This is a genomic window from Nonomuraea sp. AD125B, assembly GCF_041402765.1.
GTDB classification, from domain to species: domain Bacteria; phylum Actinomycetota; class Actinomycetes; order Streptosporangiales; family Streptosporangiaceae; genus Nonomuraea; species Nonomuraea bangladeshensis.
Map to the genome: position 1 here is coordinate 310,071 of NZ_JBGLOU010000011.1, position 15,021 is coordinate 325,091.

Annotated in this window: 13 protein-coding genes; 6 read left to right on the forward strand and 7 right to left on the reverse strand. The window is 73.8% G+C overall.

Going from position 1 to position 15,021, the window contains the following annotated elements:
- Positions 1-14 precede the first annotated feature (14 nt).
- Positions 15-947: an RDD family protein gene (locus ACBR40_RS28785; RefSeq protein ID WP_371250789.1), complete on the reverse strand. Its 933-nt coding sequence runs from the start codon at positions 945-947 to the stop codon at positions 15-17.
- 51 nt (positions 948-998) lie between these two features.
- Between ACBR40_RS28785 and ACBR40_RS28790 the strand changes: the two genes are divergently transcribed.
- Positions 999-1,991: a stage II sporulation protein M gene (locus tag ACBR40_RS28790; protein ID WP_344210214.1), complete on the forward strand. Its 993-nt coding sequence runs from the start codon at positions 999-1,001 to the stop codon at positions 1,989-1,991.
- A 31-nt stretch (positions 1,992-2,022) separates the two neighbouring features.
- Here the strand turns inward: ACBR40_RS28790 and ACBR40_RS28795 are convergent, their stop codons facing one another.
- The 5 genes from ACBR40_RS28795 to ACBR40_RS28815 all read right to left on the reverse strand — a co-directional run bounded on the left by ACBR40_RS28795 (position 2,023) and on the right by ACBR40_RS28815 (position 7,599).
- Positions 2,023-3,396 (reverse strand): DUF58 domain-containing protein, encoded by a 1,374-nt coding sequence (locus tag ACBR40_RS28795; protein WP_344210212.1) that lies wholly within the window; start codon positions 3,394-3,396, stop codon positions 2,023-2,025.
- Positions 3,396-4,352: an AAA family ATPase gene (locus ACBR40_RS28800; RefSeq protein ID WP_371250790.1), complete on the reverse strand. Its 957-nt coding sequence runs from the start codon at positions 4,350-4,352 to the stop codon at positions 3,396-3,398. Before ACBR40_RS28800 ends, ACBR40_RS28795 begins: the two co-directional genes overlap by 1 nt.
- A 13-nt stretch (positions 4,353-4,365) precedes the next feature.
- Complete coding sequence (locus ACBR40_RS28805) at positions 4,366-5,616, reverse strand: DUF4350 domain-containing protein (RefSeq protein ID WP_371250791.1); 1,251 nt, start codon at positions 5,614-5,616, stop codon at positions 4,366-4,368.
- A 118-nt stretch (positions 5,617-5,734) separates the two neighbouring features.
- Positions 5,735-6,361, reverse strand: coding sequence for a DUF4129 domain-containing protein (locus ACBR40_RS28810; protein WP_364449823.1), 627 nt, complete (start codon positions 6,359-6,361; stop codon positions 5,735-5,737).
- The gene (locus tag ACBR40_RS28815; RefSeq protein WP_344210204.1) at positions 6,358-7,599 is read right to left on the reverse strand and encodes a glycerophosphoryl diester phosphodiesterase membrane domain-containing protein; all 1,242 of its coding nucleotides are present in this window, start codon (positions 7,597-7,599) and stop codon (positions 6,358-6,360) included. The genes ACBR40_RS28810 and ACBR40_RS28815 overlap by 4 nt, the downstream gene beginning before the upstream one ends.
- A 268-nt stretch (positions 7,600-7,867) precedes the next feature.
- On the opposite strand from ACBR40_RS28815, the gene mtrA reads away from it, so the two are divergent.
- Genes mtrA through ACBR40_RS28830 form a run of 3 tightly spaced genes read left to right on the forward strand, consistent with a single transcriptional unit; the run spans position 7,868 to position 12,037 of the window.
- Entirely contained in the window at positions 7,868-8,545 is a 678-nt protein-coding gene (mtrA, locus tag ACBR40_RS28820; RefSeq protein WP_043620615.1) for an MtrAB system response regulator MtrA, read from the forward strand.
- Positions 8,546-8,565: 20 nt separating this feature from the next.
- Positions 8,566-10,311, forward strand: coding sequence for an MtrAB system histidine kinase MtrB (gene mtrB, locus ACBR40_RS28825; protein WP_344210194.1), 1,746 nt, complete (start codon positions 8,566-8,568; stop codon positions 10,309-10,311).
- Positions 10,298-12,037, forward strand: coding sequence for an LpqB family beta-propeller domain-containing protein (locus ACBR40_RS28830; protein ID WP_344210192.1), 1,740 nt, complete (start codon positions 10,298-10,300; stop codon positions 12,035-12,037). The genes mtrB and ACBR40_RS28830 overlap by 14 nt, the downstream gene beginning before the upstream one ends.
- 5 nt (positions 12,038-12,042) lie before the next feature.
- Here the strand turns inward: ACBR40_RS28830 and ACBR40_RS28835 are convergent, their stop codons facing one another.
- Complete coding sequence (locus tag ACBR40_RS28835; protein WP_371250792.1) at positions 12,043-12,984, reverse strand: NADP-dependent oxidoreductase; 942 nt, start codon at positions 12,982-12,984, stop codon at positions 12,043-12,045.
- A gap of 61 nt (positions 12,985-13,045) precedes the next feature.
- On the opposite strand from ACBR40_RS28835, the gene ACBR40_RS28840 reads away from it, so the two are divergent.
- Both ACBR40_RS28840 and ACBR40_RS28845 read left to right on the forward strand, forming a co-directional pair.
- Positions 13,046-13,639: a helix-turn-helix domain-containing protein gene (locus tag ACBR40_RS28840; RefSeq protein WP_344210187.1), complete on the forward strand. Its 594-nt coding sequence runs from the start codon at positions 13,046-13,048 to the stop codon at positions 13,637-13,639.
- A 94-nt stretch (positions 13,640-13,733) separates the two neighbouring features.
- Positions 13,734-14,462 (forward strand): ComF family protein, encoded by a 729-nt coding sequence (locus ACBR40_RS28845; protein ID WP_371250793.1) that lies wholly within the window; start codon positions 13,734-13,736, stop codon positions 14,460-14,462.
- Positions 14,463-15,021 lie beyond the last annotated feature (559 nt).

Consider the following 15,021-nt stretch of genomic DNA (forward strand, 5'->3'; position numbering starts at 1 on the left):
GCGGCCGCCGTCCGTCATTGCGGGGGCGCGAACCCGCCCGGCGTGACACCCGCTCCAGGACCCGGCGGCGCCGGAGGGGGAGCGTAGGAAGGCTGGGGCGGAGGAGCGTAGGAGTTCGCGGGCGGGGGCGCGTACGAGCTCGCGGGCTGGGGCGGCGGCGGGTACGAGGGGCGCGGGGGCTGCGGACCGGCCGCGACGCCGGCACGCAGCGCCAGCCGGGCCTCCTCGCGGCGCCGGCGCTCGGCCAGCACGGCGCTCAGGTACGCGTACGGCGGCACCCCGGCCGGCGCGGCGGGCGAGACGAACGCCGCGGTCTGGGCCGCGATCCGCATCCCCATCTCGTGCCGGACCTGCGGCGACAGGTCGTGCCAGCGCAGCAGGTATTGCCGGGCCGCCTGCGCCACCTCGTCAGGCAGCCGCGACAGCTCCAGCGTGGCCGCCCACGCGGCGAGCGGCGGCGGCATCTGGACGGCCTGCCCGCTCTGCCGCGGCGCCCGGTCGGAGATGACGATCGTGCCGGCGAAGATGTCGCCGAGCCGCTTGCCCCGCTGCGAGACCAGCGAGGAGATCAGCGCGGGCGCCCCGGAGAGCATCCAGAACTCCACCAGGCCCGCGAGCCCGCGGAACAGCGCCTGCCTGAACCGCTCGGGGCTGCCGTCGTCGCTCACCACCCGCAGGCCGAGCGCCAGCTTGCCGAGGCTGCGCCCCCTGCTCACCGACTCGAAGATCACCGGGTAGCCGACCATCACCAGGACCATCAGCGCGACCATGACGGCCGCGAACGCCGCCGGGTCCGACACCGTGGCGAACGCCCCCAGCAGCACGTAGGCCCCCACCAGCACGGTCACCTGCACCGCCAGGTCGATGACGATCGCCAGGGCGCGCGAGGGCATCTGCGCCACGCGTACCTCGACGACGACGGCGTCGCCTGTCACAACCTCCGACATATCTGGAGCCTAACGGCTCGGCGCAGGTGAGTGAGCGGCCAGAATGTTCGGGTGGACATCGACGCGTTCATCGCCGCACACCGCCCTGCCTGGGACCGGCTCGACCATCTGGTGAAGCACCGCTCGTCGCTGACCGGCGCCGAGGTGGACGAGCTGGTCGACCTCTACCAGCGGGTGGCGACGCACCTGTCGATCGTCCGCTCCTCGGCGCACGACCCCATGCTCGTCGGCCGCCTGTCGGCGCTGGTGGCGCGGGCGCGGTCGGCGGTGACGGGGGCGCACGCGCCCGCCTGGCGGGAGTTCGTCCGGTTCTTCACGGTGTCGTTCCCCGTGGTGGCCTACCGGGCGCGGTGGTGGTGGCTGGCCGCCACGCTGGCGAGCACGGCGGTGGCGTGGGTGATCGGCGCGTGGGTGGCGGGCAACCCCGACGTGCAGGCCGCGATCGGCACGCCCGACGAGATCACCCAGCTCGTCGAGCACGACTTCGCCGACTACTACTCGGAGCACCCGGCGGCGTCGTTCGCGGGGCGGGTGTGGACCAACAACGCCTGGTTGTCCGCCCAGGTGGTCATCTACTCGGTGCTGCTGGGGCTGCCGATCCCGTACGTGCTGTTCCAGAACGCGGCCAACGTCGGCGTCTCCGGCGGCCTCATGGCCTCCCGCGACAAGCTGGACATCTTCTTCGGGCTGATCACGCCGCACGGGCTGCTGGAGCTGACCGCCGTCTTCCTGGCGGCGGCCGTCGGCATGCGGCTCGGCTGGACGGTCATCGACCCCGGGCCGCGCCGGCGCACGGAGGCGCTGGCCGAGCAGGGGCGGGCCGTGATGAGCGTGGCGCTGGGGCTGGTCGTGGTGCTGTTCGTGTCGGGGCTGATCGAGGCGTTCGTCACCCCGTCGCCGCTGCCGACCTGGGCCCGCGTGGGGATCGGCGTGCTCGCCGAGGTGGCCTTCCTGGCGTACGTCATCGGCTTCGGCCGCCGGGCCGCGCTGGCCGCCGAGACCGGCGACCTCGAACGCGCCCCAGACGTCGCCCCAGCCGCCTGACGCGTCCCAGAAGCCGCGGACCCGGAAGCCGCTACAGCCGGCCGGCCGCCTTCAGCGCCAGGTAGGCGTCCGCCAGCGCCGGTGCGATGTCCTCCGGCGGGGCGTCCACGACCTCGACCCCGGCCCGCCGCAGCCGGGCGGTGATGCGCCGGCGTTCGAGCTGGGCGTGCTCGGCCGCCGCCGCGTCGTAGACCTCCTCGGCCGAGCCGCGCCGCGCCGCCATCGCGGCCACCCGGGGGTCGGACACCCCGGCCACCAGCAGCAGGTGCCGCGAGGCGAGCTGCGGCAGCACCGGCATGAGCCCTTCGTCCATGGCCGCCCCGTTGAGGTCGGTCAGCAGCACCACCAGGCAGCGCCGCCTGGCCCGCGACAGCACGGCCGCCACCATGCCCTGCGCGTCGGCCTCGACCAGCTCGGCCTCGATCGGCGCCATGACGTTGACCAGCGACGACAGCAGCTCGGTGCGGGAGGCGCCGCCCACCCAGGCGCGTACGGCCCGGTCGTAGGCGAGGAAGTCGACCTGGTCGCCGGCGCGGGCGGCGAGCGCGGCCAGCAGCAGCGCCGCGTCCATCGACCAGTCGAGCCGCGGCCAGCCGGGCACCGGCCGCGGGTCGGGCCGGGCCAGCAGGCCGCCGCCGCCCGGCGTCGCGCCCGCCAAGGGGATCGGCGCGTCGCCCACCCGGCCCGCCGACGTGCGCCCGGTGTCGAGCACGATCAGCACCCGCCGGTCGCGTTCCGGCCGCCAGGTGCGCACCACCACGTCGTGCCGGCGCGCCGTGGCCCGCCAGTCGATGGAGCGCACGTCGTCGCCGACGACGTACTCGCGCAGGGAGTCGAACTCGGTGCCCTGGCCGCGTACGAGCGCGGGGTGTTGCCCGTCGAGCTCGCGCAGCCGGGCCAGCCGCGAGGGCAGGTGCTTGCGCGACAGGAACGGCGGCAGCACCCGCACCGTCCACGGCGCGCGGTGGCCGCCCTGCCGCGCGGCCAGCCCGAGCGGCCCGAGCGAGCGCACCGTGACCGCCACCGACGAGCGGTCGCCGCGCCGGGTTGGGTCGAGCGTGACGACGATCTTGCGCCGTTCGCCCTTCGGCACGTCGAGCCGCGCGACCCGCGGCGTGGCCCCGGCGGACGGCGGCCAGGCGTCGCGCAGCACGCCCCGCACCCGCCTGGACCCGGGGTTCTCCACGACGAGCTCGACCGTGGCCCGCTGCCCGAGCCGGACCAGGGTGTCGCCGGACCGGTGCAGGCGCAGCGGACGCACCGCCCCCGCGAACGTCAGGTCGATCACGATCGCCGCCGCCAGCAGCAGGCAGACGCCGGCCAGCGCCGCCCCGGGCTGCGGCGCGAGCATCACCAGCACGATCCCGAGCGCGGCGACCAGCCCGGCCCGCCCCGTCAGCGCCATCAGCGCGGGACCGGGACCGAGGCCAGGATGCCGTCGAGCAGGCCGTCGGCGGTCGCGCCCTCCAGCTCCGCCTCGGGCCGCAGGCCCACGCGGTGCCGCAGCGCGGGCCTGGCCAGTGCCTTGACGTCGTCGGGGGTGACGTAGTGCCGCCCGGACAGCCACGCCCACGCGCGGGAGGCCGCGAGCAGCGCCGTCGCCCCTCGCGGCGAGACGCCGAGCTGCAACGACGGCGAGTTCCTGGTCGCGCGGGCCACGTCCACGATGTAGCCGAGCACCTCGGGCGCCACGTGCACCTGGGCCGCGGCCTCCCGCCCGGCGGCGAGATCGGCGGCGCTGGCGACCGGCTTGACCTCCGACAGGTCGCGCGGGTCGAAGCCGCGGGCGTGCCGCTCCAGCACCGCGATCTCCTGCTCGCGCGGCGGCAGCGGCACGGTCAGCTTCAGCAGGAAGCGGTCGAGTTGCGCCTCGGGGAGCTGGTAGGTGCCCTCGTACTCGACCGGGTTCTGGGTCGCGCAGACCACGAACGGGTCGGGCAGCGGCCGGGCCGACCCCTCCACGCTGACCTGCCGCTCCTCCATCGCCTCCAGCAGCGCGGCCTGCGTCTTCGGCGGGGTGCGGTTGATCTCGTCGGCCAGCAGCAGGTTCGTGAAGACGGGACCCTCGCGGAACTCGAACTCCGCGGTCTTCGCGTCGTAGATCAGCGAGCCGGTCACGTCGCCCGGCATCAGGTCGGGCGTGAACTGCACCCGCTTGAAGTCCAGCGACAGCGCCGCGCTCAGCGTGCGCACCATCAGCGTCTTCGCCACGCCGGGCACGCCCTCCAGCAGCACGTGCCCCTTGCACAGCAGCGCGATGACCAGCCCCGTCACCACCGCGTCCTGGCCCACGACGGCCTTGGCCACCTCGGCGCGGAGCGCGGCGAGCGCCTCCCTCGCCGCGTCGGCGGACGTCGTCACGCGGTAACTCTCCTCAGAGTTCACTGACCTGCCTTTCCATGAGGTCCAAGTATGCGGCCAGGGCGACGAGGGCCGCGTCGTCCGCGGGCGGCGGGCCGTACAGTGCCGCGCCGACCCGGTGCGCGTCCTGGCCGGTACGGGCGGCGAGCGCGGCGACGACCTCCCGGCCGCCGGCTCCGGTGGCCAGGCCGAGCCGGGGGGTCAGCCGGTCGATCGTGCCCGCGCGCAGCGCCTCGGCGGCCCGCTGCCTGGCCCGCCTGGCACGGTAGAGGCGGCCACGGCCCTCGATGGTCTCGGCCGCGCGCACGACGACGGGCAGGCGCTCGGTCACCACCGGCCCGAGCCGCCGGCCGCGCCAGAGCGCGGTGACCGCCACCGCGATGAGCGCCATGTAGACGGTCCAGCGCACGTTGTCCGGCATGAGGTCGCTCAGCGACTGGCCGCGTTCGCCCGGCAGCTCGGCGACCGGCGGGTTGTCCGGCCGTACCAGCCAGGTCACCGGCCTGCCGGTGCCGATGAGGTTGAGCGCGAGTGCCGCGTTGCCGTCCTCGGGGAGGCGGAGGTTCGTCATGAACGAGCCGTCGCCGACGACCGTCGTCGTGCCGCCCGCGCGGGAGTAGGACACCAGCGTGTGGCCCTCGGTGGTGGACGGGTAGCAGAGCGCGGCGCCGGGAGGGCCCTCGAAGGCCGTGCCGCCCATGTACGCGCTCCCCGCCGCCCGCGCGGCCGGCAGGGCGCACTCCGGCTCCCGCGAGCGGGTCCGGGCCGCCTCCGGGACGGTGCGCACCTCGGGCGCCAGCGCGGCCAGGCCGGGCAGGTCGCCGACGATCAGCCGGTCGCCGGGGATCGCGGCCAGGGCGTACTCGTCGGCGTAGGCCGTGTCGGTGACCAGCAGCAGCCGGGGGCCGCCCGTCGTGGCGAGCCGGGCGGCCGCCTCGGCGGAGTCGACCCGGTCGATCTGGACGCCGCGCGCCCGCAGCAGCTCGGCCAGCGCCCTGGACCCGGCGAGCGAGGTGTCGGCCGGGTCGAGCGCGCGCGAGGGCCCGCGCTGCGGGGCGAGCAGGACGCCGAGCACCGCGATCAGCACGACGAGGGCGCCCAGGAGCACGATCAGGCGGCCCGAGCGCCAGGTGGAGCGGAGGGTCGGCGAGGTGGGGGCGGAACCGCCCGGCGGGTCGCCGGGGACGACCCCGTCCCGGGTGACGACCGGCTCCCCGAGCGCCGCCCCACCGGGGGCGAGCGACCCGTCCGCAGGCGCGCTCACAACGCCCTCCCGTTGCTCGCCGGCGGGTTCATGACGCCTCCGGTGGCCGCCGGCTGGTTGGTGACGCTCCAGAGGCTCGCCGGCGGGTTCAAGGCGCTCCCGTTGCTCGTCGGCGGGCTCATGACGCCTCCCCTGCGACCGCGAGCGGGACCGGGCGGGCCTGGCGCAGGCGGTCGTCGAGGCCGGCCATGGTGGCGTAGGCGTCGGAGGTGCCGGGCACGCCGCCGTAGGTCACGTCGTCGAAGGAGCGGGCCGCCGCCGCCAGCTCGGCGGCGAGGTCCGGCAGCGCCGCGGCGGCCTCGGCGGCCAGCTCGTCGGCGGTGCGGCCGGGCATGCCGTCGACCAGCGCGCGTTCCTCCAGGTCGCGGGCGATGGCACGGAGCCGCTCCTGGATCGCCTCGCTCCAGCGGCCCTCACCGGCCAGCCGCTCGGCGGCCCGGCGGTGCTCGTCGGCGGTGCGGACGCGCTCGCCGTACAGGCCGCCCGTGACCAGGCCCCGCCGCCTCGACATGCGGCGGAGCTGCCACGAGACCAGCGCGGCCGCGGCGACGACGAGCGCCAGGATGACGACGCTCGCGACGATCCCGCCGACCGGGCCGTTGCCGAAGGCGGCGTCGGCGAGGTCGCCGAGGAACTGGTTGAAGTGCCGCAGGAGCATGTCGGGCAGGGACTCGCGCTCGTACGGTGACTTGAGGAGCTCCTCCGCGGCCCGCCGCGCGGCCTCCTCCCTCCCGATGGGGCTCACGACCCGGCGGAGTTGGACGGGTGCCAGAGCTCGTCGGCCGAGCCGTGCACCCAGCCCTGGCGCTGCTGCTCGATGGCCGCCGTCTGCAGCACGAGGTCGAACGCCTCGCTGCGCATGCGCCGGTCGGCGTACAGGAGACCGGAGACGCCCGACTCGAAGGGGTAGGTGAACATGGCGCTGAGCGTGCCGCCGATCGCGATCAGCACGGCCGACACGACGGCGTTGACCATCGAGCCCGTGCCGAGCATGCCGAACAACGTGCCCGCGATCGTGAACGGGACGGAAAGGACGCCCGCCACCAGGCCGACCAGCAGCGACGTGAGCAGCAGGATGCCGAACACGCGCCAGAAGTCGCCGGTGACCAGCTGCCAGGAGCGGCGCATGGCGTCGATCGGCCCCCGGCCCTCCAGCACCACCGCCGGCGAGGCGAACGCGAAGCGGGTGCGGAAGAACAGGTAGTAGGCGATGTAGAGGACGAAGAACACGACGATCAGCCCGAGCAGCCCCCCGGCGCCGGTGCCGTTGGCCACCAGCGCGACGCCGATCACCACGAACGCGATCAGCGGCACCGCCATGATGACCACCATGAGACCCACGACGCCGAACAGCGCCGGCACCCGGCCCTTGACCAGGTGCCACGCCTCGCCCGCCGTGAGGTTGCCGCCGAAGACGGCCCGGCCGAGTATGCGGGTGATCACCCCGGTCAGCAGCGTGACCACGACGAACTGGATGGCGTAGGAGATCAGGGTGCCGCCGTACTGGGCGGCGAGGCCGGCCATGCTGCTGTCGAGCTGCTCGGGGTTCTCCATGGCGGAGGGGTCGGTGAGCACGCTGCCCATGCTGTCGAGCACGAACGCCTGCCCGATGGCCATCGGCACGGAGGCGAGCAGCGCGGCGACGGCCGAGAGGCCGAGCACCGCCTTCGGGTTGGAGCGGATGAGCTTGATGGTGCCGTCGAGCATGTCGCCGAGGCCCAGCGGGCGCAGCGGGATGATGCCGGGGCGCAGCACGGGGGGCGGCGGCATATAGCCGTAGCCCTGCTGCGGGCCGGGCGGGTGCGGGGGCTGCGGGGCGTAGGGCTGCTGCTGTGGAGCCTGCCCGTACGGCTGCCCGTAGGGCACCTGCTCGGGGGAGCCGGGCGCGGTCCACGGCGAGGCCGGCGGGGCGCTGTAGGGCGGCGGCTGTTCGGCCGACCAACCTGGGGGCGTCTCGGGCGAGGGACCGTGACCGTCTGACATATCCCAATCCTGGCATGCTGGGAGGGAGCTTGGCGTCCCGGAGGCGATTCGCTGCCCGATGACCCATTGTTCACGGGGGAATCTGGCATGGATCTGCACCAGGGATGGCCTAAAGACGCTCCGTTACCGCAGACTTGGGACTGCGGTCGCGGGGGCGGAGCTGAAAATCGCCTTTTGCACGGCTCAAGTCACACTCATGGGCCTACCAAGGGTAACCTTCAGCGATCGTGCGGGTATGTCCCAGAATGCGTAGAACGAATGAGGGGCCATGAAAGGTCGCGTGCTGGTCGTCGACGACGACGCCGCTCTCGCCGAGATGCTGGGGATCGTGCTGCGGGGCGAGGGGTTCGAACCATCCTTCGTCTCTGACGGCGACAAGGCGCTCGACGCGTTCCGGGACACGCGCCCGGACCTTGTCCTGCTCGACCTGATGCTGCCGGGGGCCGACGGCATCGACGTGGCGCGCAGGATCAGGGCCGAGTCCGGGGTCCCGATCGTCATGCTGACGGCGAAGAGCGACACCATCGACGTCGTGCTCGGCCTGGAGTCGGGCGCCGACGACTACATCGTCAAGCCGTTCAAGCCGAAGGAGCTGGTCGCGCGGGTGCGCGCGCGGCTCCGCCGTACGGACGAGCCGACGCCGGAGATCCTCCAGATCGGCGACATCACCATCGACGTGGCCGGCCACTCGGTCAAGCGGGGCGAGGAGACCATCAACCTCACGCCGCTCGAGTTCGACCTGCTCGTCGCGCTGGCCCGCAAGCCGCGCCAGGTCTTCACCCGCGAGGTCCTGCTCGAACAGGTGTGGGGCTACCGGCACGCGGCCGACACGCGGCTGGTCAACGTGCACGTCCAGCGGCTCCGGGCCAAGATCGAGAAGGACCCCGAGCACCCCGAGATCGTGGTCACGGTCCGCGGCGTGGGCTACAAAGCCGGACCCGCCTGACCCGCCCGCCCCCATCCGCCATGCCCCCGACGAAGACCAAGCGTTCCCGTCGGCGGACGCCACGCCAGATACTCGGCGGCGTCCGCCGGCGGGTGCGGCGTGCGGCGGGCAGGGCGCGCAGCGTCTGGCGGCGCTCGCTGCAGCTCCAGGTGGTCACCAGCACGCTGGTGATCTCCGTCGTCGTGGTGGTGGTGCTCGGCACGTTCCTGTCCGAGCAGATCAACCGGGCCGTCATCCAGAGCAGCCAGCAGTCCTCGGTCAGCGAGGCCAACGCCGACCGGCTGCAGATCGCCGACGCGCTCGCGCCTCCCGACGACGACCAGGCCAAGGCCCCCGAGGCGGGCAAGGTCGTGGTCAACCCGCTCGACGAGGTGATGGGCGCCGTCACCGGCTCCGTCGACGGCGGCTCCAAGAAGCGCTACGACGTGCTCATACTCAACGTCGCGGCCCCCGGGCAGTCGCGCGCCTCCGGCCGCCTCGTGCCCGGCAACGTGCCGCCCGCCCTGCGCGCCGGGCTGCAGCGCAACATCACGAAGCTGGTCTACGACAAGCCCATCGTCTCCATCGAGCGCGTCGCGCTGACCGGGCAGAGCCAGCCGCGCCTGATGTACATCGTCGGCGGCATCGTCCACGAGCCCTTCAGCGGCCAGAACTACGAGGTCTACCACTTCTTCCCGCTCGACGAGGAAGAGGCGCTGCTGTCCAACGTCCGGCTCGCCATCGTCGTGGTGGGGCTCGGGCTCGTGCTGCTGCTGGCGGCCATCGCGTACCTGGTGGCCAGGCAGGTCGTCACCCCCGTCCGGCTGGCCCGCCAGGCCGCCGAGCGGCTGGCCGCGGGCAAGCTGGACGAGCGGCTGAAGGTACGCGGCGAGGACGACCTCGCCCGCCTGGCCAACTCCTTCAACGAGATGGCCGCCAACCTGGCGCTCAAGATCCACCAGCTTGAGGAGCTGTCGCAGGTCCAGCGGCAGTTCGTCTCCGACGTCTCGCACGAGCTGCGCACCCCGCTGACCACCGTCCGCATGGCCGCCGACCTGCTGTACGACGCCCGCGAGGACTTCGACCCCATGGCCGCCCGCTCGGCCGAGCTCATGCAGGCCCAGCTCGAACGGTTCGAGTCGATGCTGGGCGACCTGCTGGAGATCAGCCGCTACGACGCCGGCGCGGCCACCCTCGACCTGGAGCCGGTCGACGTCACCAAGGTCGTGCTGCGCGCGATCGAGGACTCCGAGGCGCTGGCCGAACGCCACGGCACCCGCTTCGAGCTGCGGCTGCCGCCCGAGCCCTGCATGGCCGAGATCGACAACCGCCGGGTCGAGCGGATCCTGCGCAACCTGCTGTTCAACGCCATCGAGCACGGCGAGGGCAGGGAGATCGTCGTCACCGTCGGCGCGGACCGCGACGCCGTGGCGGTCGCCGTACGCGACCACGGCATCGGCCTCAAGCCGGGCGAGGACACCATGGTCTTCGACCGGTTCTGGCGGGCCGACCCGTCGCGGGCGCGCACCATCGGCGGCACCGGGCTCGGCCTGGCGATCTCCCGCGAGGACGCCACCCTGCACGGCGGCTGGCTCCAGGCGTGGGGACAGCCGGGCGAGGGCTCGCAGTTCAGGCTGACGCTGCCGCGCACGGCGGGGGCCGACCTCAAGGGCTCGCCGCTGCCGCTCGTGCCGCCCGAGATCGAGATGCGGCGCACCTGGCGCGGGTCCATGACGCCCGTGCTGCTGCCCGCCGTGGGGGACGGGGCGCTCGATGACGAGGACTAGGCGGCTCTGCGCCGTCGCGGCGGTGGCCGCGGCCGTGGCGCTCACGGGCTCGGGGTGCTCGGTGATCCCGGTCAGCGGCCCGTACGTGGTGGACGACACGGGCAGCGGCGACCCGCTCAGCAAGCCGTTCCAGCGGATGATCGCCACCCCGCCGCAGCCCGGCTGGGGCCCCCAGGACGTGCTCAAGGGCCTCCAGGCGGCCATGGCGGCCTACGACGACGACCCGACGGTCCTGCCCCAATACCTGACGCCCGAGGCGCTGCGCGGCTGGAGTCCCGAGGGCGCGGTGACCGTGCTCGACGACGCCTGGAACTGGACCTTCGACCTGGGCGACCAGGACGGCACCGAGTCGGTGCAGAAGATCTCCGTCAAGGCCCCCCAGATCGCCAGGATCGAGGAGGACGACACCTACGTGCCGCTGGCGGGGAACTGGGCGCGGCCGTTCGAGCTGGTCAAGGTCGAGGGCGTGGGCTACCGCGTGCGCGGCCTGCCGCAGGGACTCATCCTCACCAAGTCCGACGTCGCGCGGGCCTACCGGCCGACCAAGCTCTACTACCTCGGCAGCGGCACCCAGGACCGGCTGGTGGTGGACAGCGTGCGGCTGCGGCTCAAGCCGACCAAGACGTACGCGCAGGTCGTGCTCGAACGGCTGCTCAAGGCGCCGAGCGCCGCGCTCCAGGGCGCGGTGAGCACCAGCTTCCCCTCCGGCACCAAGGTCGAGTCGGTGCGCTCGGGCGAGGACGAACGGGTCGTCATCAACCTGTCGGGCCCGATCGACCCCCTCGACCTGAGCGGCGAGCACGGCCTCATGGCCCAGATCCGCTACAGCCTCACCAACAACGACGTCGCCAAGGGCCGCGCCATCGAGGTGCAGGTGGACGGGGAACAGTATTCCGTCTCCCAGCCCAACGTCGACCAGGGCTGGCTGGACAACGGCGTCAACACCGACTACTACGTCGACAAGGGCGCCGTCCACTACATGACCAACGAGGGGCCGGGCGGCGCCATCGCCGGGCCGGCCGGGCAGCCGCGCGAGGGCTACTCCAACTTCGCCCTGTCCAAGCAGGGCGACCTCGTCGCCGCCCAGACCTCCACCGGCATCTCCATCACCCCCGCCACCCAGGAGGGGCAGTGGCAGGAGGTCATCCCGGGCTCCCCGGAGGACCTCACCGCGCCGTCCTGGCACCGCGACGGGTCGCTGTGGACGTTCGACCGCAAGAACGGCGTCGTGCTGCGCTACGAACCCGGCGCCAACCGTCCCGCCGAGCGGGTCGCCGCGCCGGGGCTGAAGGGCTGGGACGTCACCCGCATGCGCATCGCCAGGGACGGCGTACGCGTGGTGCTGACCACCCGCGAGAACATCGTGCACGTCGGCGCGCTGACGCAGACGGGCGGGCTGATGCTCAGCAACGTCCGGGTGCCGACGGCCAGGGAGCCGGGCGGCGTCATCGAGGACCTCGCCTGGCGCGACGACGAGCACGTCCTCGTGCTGGTCAAGAGCAACGCCGGTCAGACGCTGAACGAGATCGACATCGGCGACGGCGACATCACCGAGATCCCGCTGAAGAACCGGCTGCGCCGGGTCGCGGCGCTCAACGAGCACGTGCTCGCGCAGGCGGAGACGGGCAAGGGGAAGGGCTCGGAGATCCTGGAGCTCGCGCAGGACCAGAGCTGGAAGACCAGGATCGAGTCGAACGCCGAAGCGCCCCTGTTCCCCCTGGGCTGAGCCGGTCAGTTCACCAGGACGATCTTCCCGCGGGCGTGGCGGCTCTCGCTCAGCTCGTGCGCGGCCGTCGCCTCGGCGAGCGGGAACGCCGCCGCGACCGGCACCCGCAGCCGCCCACGCGCGGCGAGCTCGACCGCGACGCCGAGGCCGTGCACCGCGAGCGGGTCGGCGCCCGTCCCGGGGTCCGCGCCCGGCGACCCGTGCGACAGGTGCACGCCGTGGGCCGCCGCGGTCAGGTCGGGGGCGATGGTCACCACGCGCGCCGGGTCCCCGGCGACGGCGACCAGATCGGGCAGCGCCCCTCCGGCGCAGTCGAACACCGCGTCCACCCCGCCCGGGGCCAGCGCGCGGACCCGTTCGACGAGACCGGTCCCGTACGTCGTCGGCTCCGCGCCGAGCGAGCGCAGGAAGTCGTGGTTGCGCTCACTGGCCGTGCCGATCACGGTGGCGCCGCGGGCGACCGCGAGCTGCACGGCGACCGTCCCCACCCCGCCGGCCGCGCCCTGGACCAGCACCGTGTGCCCGGCGCCGGCCCCGAGCCGGTCGAGCACCCGCGTGGCCGTCTCGACGCTGCCCGCGGCCCCACCGGCCTCCTCCCAGCTCCACGCGGCCGGTTTCGGCGCCCAGGCCACCAGGACCGCGTGGTCGGCGTTGGCGCCGCGCGTCGTCGCCGCGGTCATGCCGAACACCTCGTCGCCGGCCTCGACGTCCGTGACGCCCTCGCCGACCTCGTCCACCACGCCCGCGGCGTCGAACCCGGTACGGAACGGGAACGTCACCGGCACCACGCCGCGCAGCTCGCCCGAGCGGATGCGCGTCTCTCCCGCCGACAACCCGGACGCCCGTACGGCGACGCGGACCGTACCCGGCCCGGCGTGCGGCTCCTCGGCCTCGGCGACGTGCACCACGCCCGGACCGCCGTACTCGGAAAACTGGACTGCTCTCATGCGCCGTACCGTAGGTGGGCAGCCCGTCCGTCCGACCGAAGTGAGAGCGGTGACGGCCGAAATGAGTCAGAAGTCGCGCTCGGACGCCCGCGACAACCGCGCGCGCATCCTCGCGGTCGCCCGCGCGGCCTTCGCCGCCGAGGGACCCGGCGTGCCGATCCGCGAGATCGCCCGGCGCGCCCAGGTCGGGGCGGCCACCGTCTACCGGCACTTCCCGACCAAGGAGGCGCTGCTCGCCGAGGTCGTCGCCGAGCCGACGGCCCTGTGCTCGGCGGTCGTCGAGGCGGGGCTGGCGGAGTCCGATCCGTGGCGCGGGTTCTGCCTGGTGACCGAGAGGCTGATGGAGGCGCGCGCCCGCGGCCGGGGGCTGTCCGGCGCTCTCGTCGCGCGGCTGCCGTATCTCGGGGCGGAGCGCGAGCGTTCGGTCCGGCTGCTGCTCCGGCTCGTCCGGCGGGCGAAGGAGACGGGCGGCCTGCGGGCGGACTTCGTGCTGGAGGACCTCGTCCTGGCGGTGACGGCGAGCGAGGCCATCCGCGCCGGGTCGCCCGAGCTGCGGGCCGCGGCCGCGCGCCGGTTCGCGGCCCTGATGATCCAGTCGTTCCGCGCCGACCCTGTCCCCGCGCCGCTTCCGCCGGCGGTCCGGCTGCTCAGCTGAGCCGCCCGCCCGGGACGGGCCCGGCCGCGCGGGCGTCGGCGGGCACGTCGGCGGGCTGCTCGGGTGAGCCGCCCGCCCGGGGCGGGAACTGTCGGTGGCGGCGGGCATGCTGGCGGGCGTGCTGGATGCCGTGCTCGACCTGATCCTGCCCCCGGCCTGCGCCGGTTGCGGCGCCAAGGGGCCCCGGTGCTGCGCCGCGTGCATGGCCGAGTTGACCGCCCGGCCGGCCAGGCGGTGGCCGGACCCGTGCCCGCCCGGCCTCCCCGACTGCTGGTCGGCGAGCCCGTACGACGACCGCACGCGCCGCACCCTCCTCGCCTACAAGGAGCGGGGCGCGGTGACGCTGGCGGCGGTCCTGGCCGAGGCGCTGGCGTTCACCGCCGTCACGGCGCTCTCCCGCACCCCCGGCGCCCGCCGCGCGCTCGCGGCCGGCTTCGCCGTCGTGCCGGTCCCCAGCACCCGGGCCACGGCCGGCGCGAGAGGCCACGACCCGGTCGCCCGCCTGGCCCTGCTCGCGTCCCGCGCCCTGTGCGCGCTCGGTCTGCCCGCCCGCCCCTGGAACGGCCTGACCCAGGTCCGCTCCGTGACCGATCAGGCGGGCCTGAGCAGCGCTGAGCGGGCGGTCAACCTCGCCGGGTCACTACGGGTCACCCGCCCCGCGACAGGCCCTCCAGCGCCCTGTGCGCTGCTCGTGGACGACATCGTGACGACCGGCGCCACCCTCGCCGAGGCCGCGCGAGCCCTCCGATCAGCCGGAACACCGGTCCCCCTGGCGATCACGGTCGCCGCGACACGCCGAAGATCTAAAAAAGCATTACGGTGACGGTGCGTGAAAGACGTGGCCGACCAGGCCCTCCCCAGGAGGTCACATGTCGCTTCCCCACGGGATGCCGCCACAGTGCTCGACGAGCGATCCACGGCCGGCCATAGCGGACGCCGGCCGATTAAACGGGGCATCAAAACACCCCTGTCCGGCCCGCCGATATCACGCAACGTGATCGTCCGGACAACCCTCCGGCTGACATTCGCCCAGGATGCGGATAGCGTTCGGACATGGCACCCGTTCGGGTCCGTGGTTGCGCAGAGCCGGGGCTCCCGGCTCTGCTAGCCGATGCCAGCCGCAGGCAAAACGGTCCACGTAAGGCGACTCTTTGTCGACCGATCACGGTGCGGCTTAGGGGTAAGTCCTGCCTTCCCGAGAGGTCAGATGCCTCTCGCCAGAAGAGAAGGGCAGTAGTGGCAACAGAGCTGCGAGACCCTCAGCAGGCGGATGTGGGGTCGAAGACCAGGTCGGCCGGACGGGTGCCAACAGAGTTCCCGGTGATCACGAGTCGGAAGAGGGTAACGGTGACAGAAAGGCAGACAGCAGGCCTCGCCCGATC

Coding starts and splice junctions, on each gene's coding strand:
- ACBR40_RS28795 (WP_344210212.1), bottom strand. CDS start 3,396: ATGGCGCTGACGGGGCGGGCCGGGCTGGTCGCCGCGCTCGGGATCGTG.
- mtrA (WP_043620615.1), top strand. CDS start 7,868: ATGAAAGGTCGCGTGCTGGTCGTCGACGACGACGCCGCTCTCGCCGAG.
- ACBR40_RS28785 (WP_371250789.1), bottom strand. CDS start 947: ATGTCGGAGGTTGTGACAGGCGACGCCGTCGTCGTCGAGGTACGCGTG.
- mtrB (WP_344210194.1), top strand. CDS start 8,566: ATGCCCCCGACGAAGACCAAGCGTTCCCGTCGGCGGACGCCACGCCAG.
- ACBR40_RS28840 (WP_344210187.1), top strand. CDS start 13,046: ATGAGTCAGAAGTCGCGCTCGGACGCCCGCGACAACCGCGCGCGCATC.
- ACBR40_RS28815 (WP_344210204.1), bottom strand. CDS start 7,599: ATGTCAGACGGTCACGGTCCCTCGCCCGAGACGCCCCCAGGTTGGTCG.
- ACBR40_RS28835 (WP_371250792.1), bottom strand. CDS start 12,984: ATGAGAGCAGTCCAGTTTTCCGAGTACGGCGGTCCGGGCGTGGTGCAC.
- ACBR40_RS28830 (WP_344210192.1), top strand. CDS start 10,298: ATGACGAGGACTAGGCGGCTCTGCGCCGTCGCGGCGGTGGCCGCGGCC.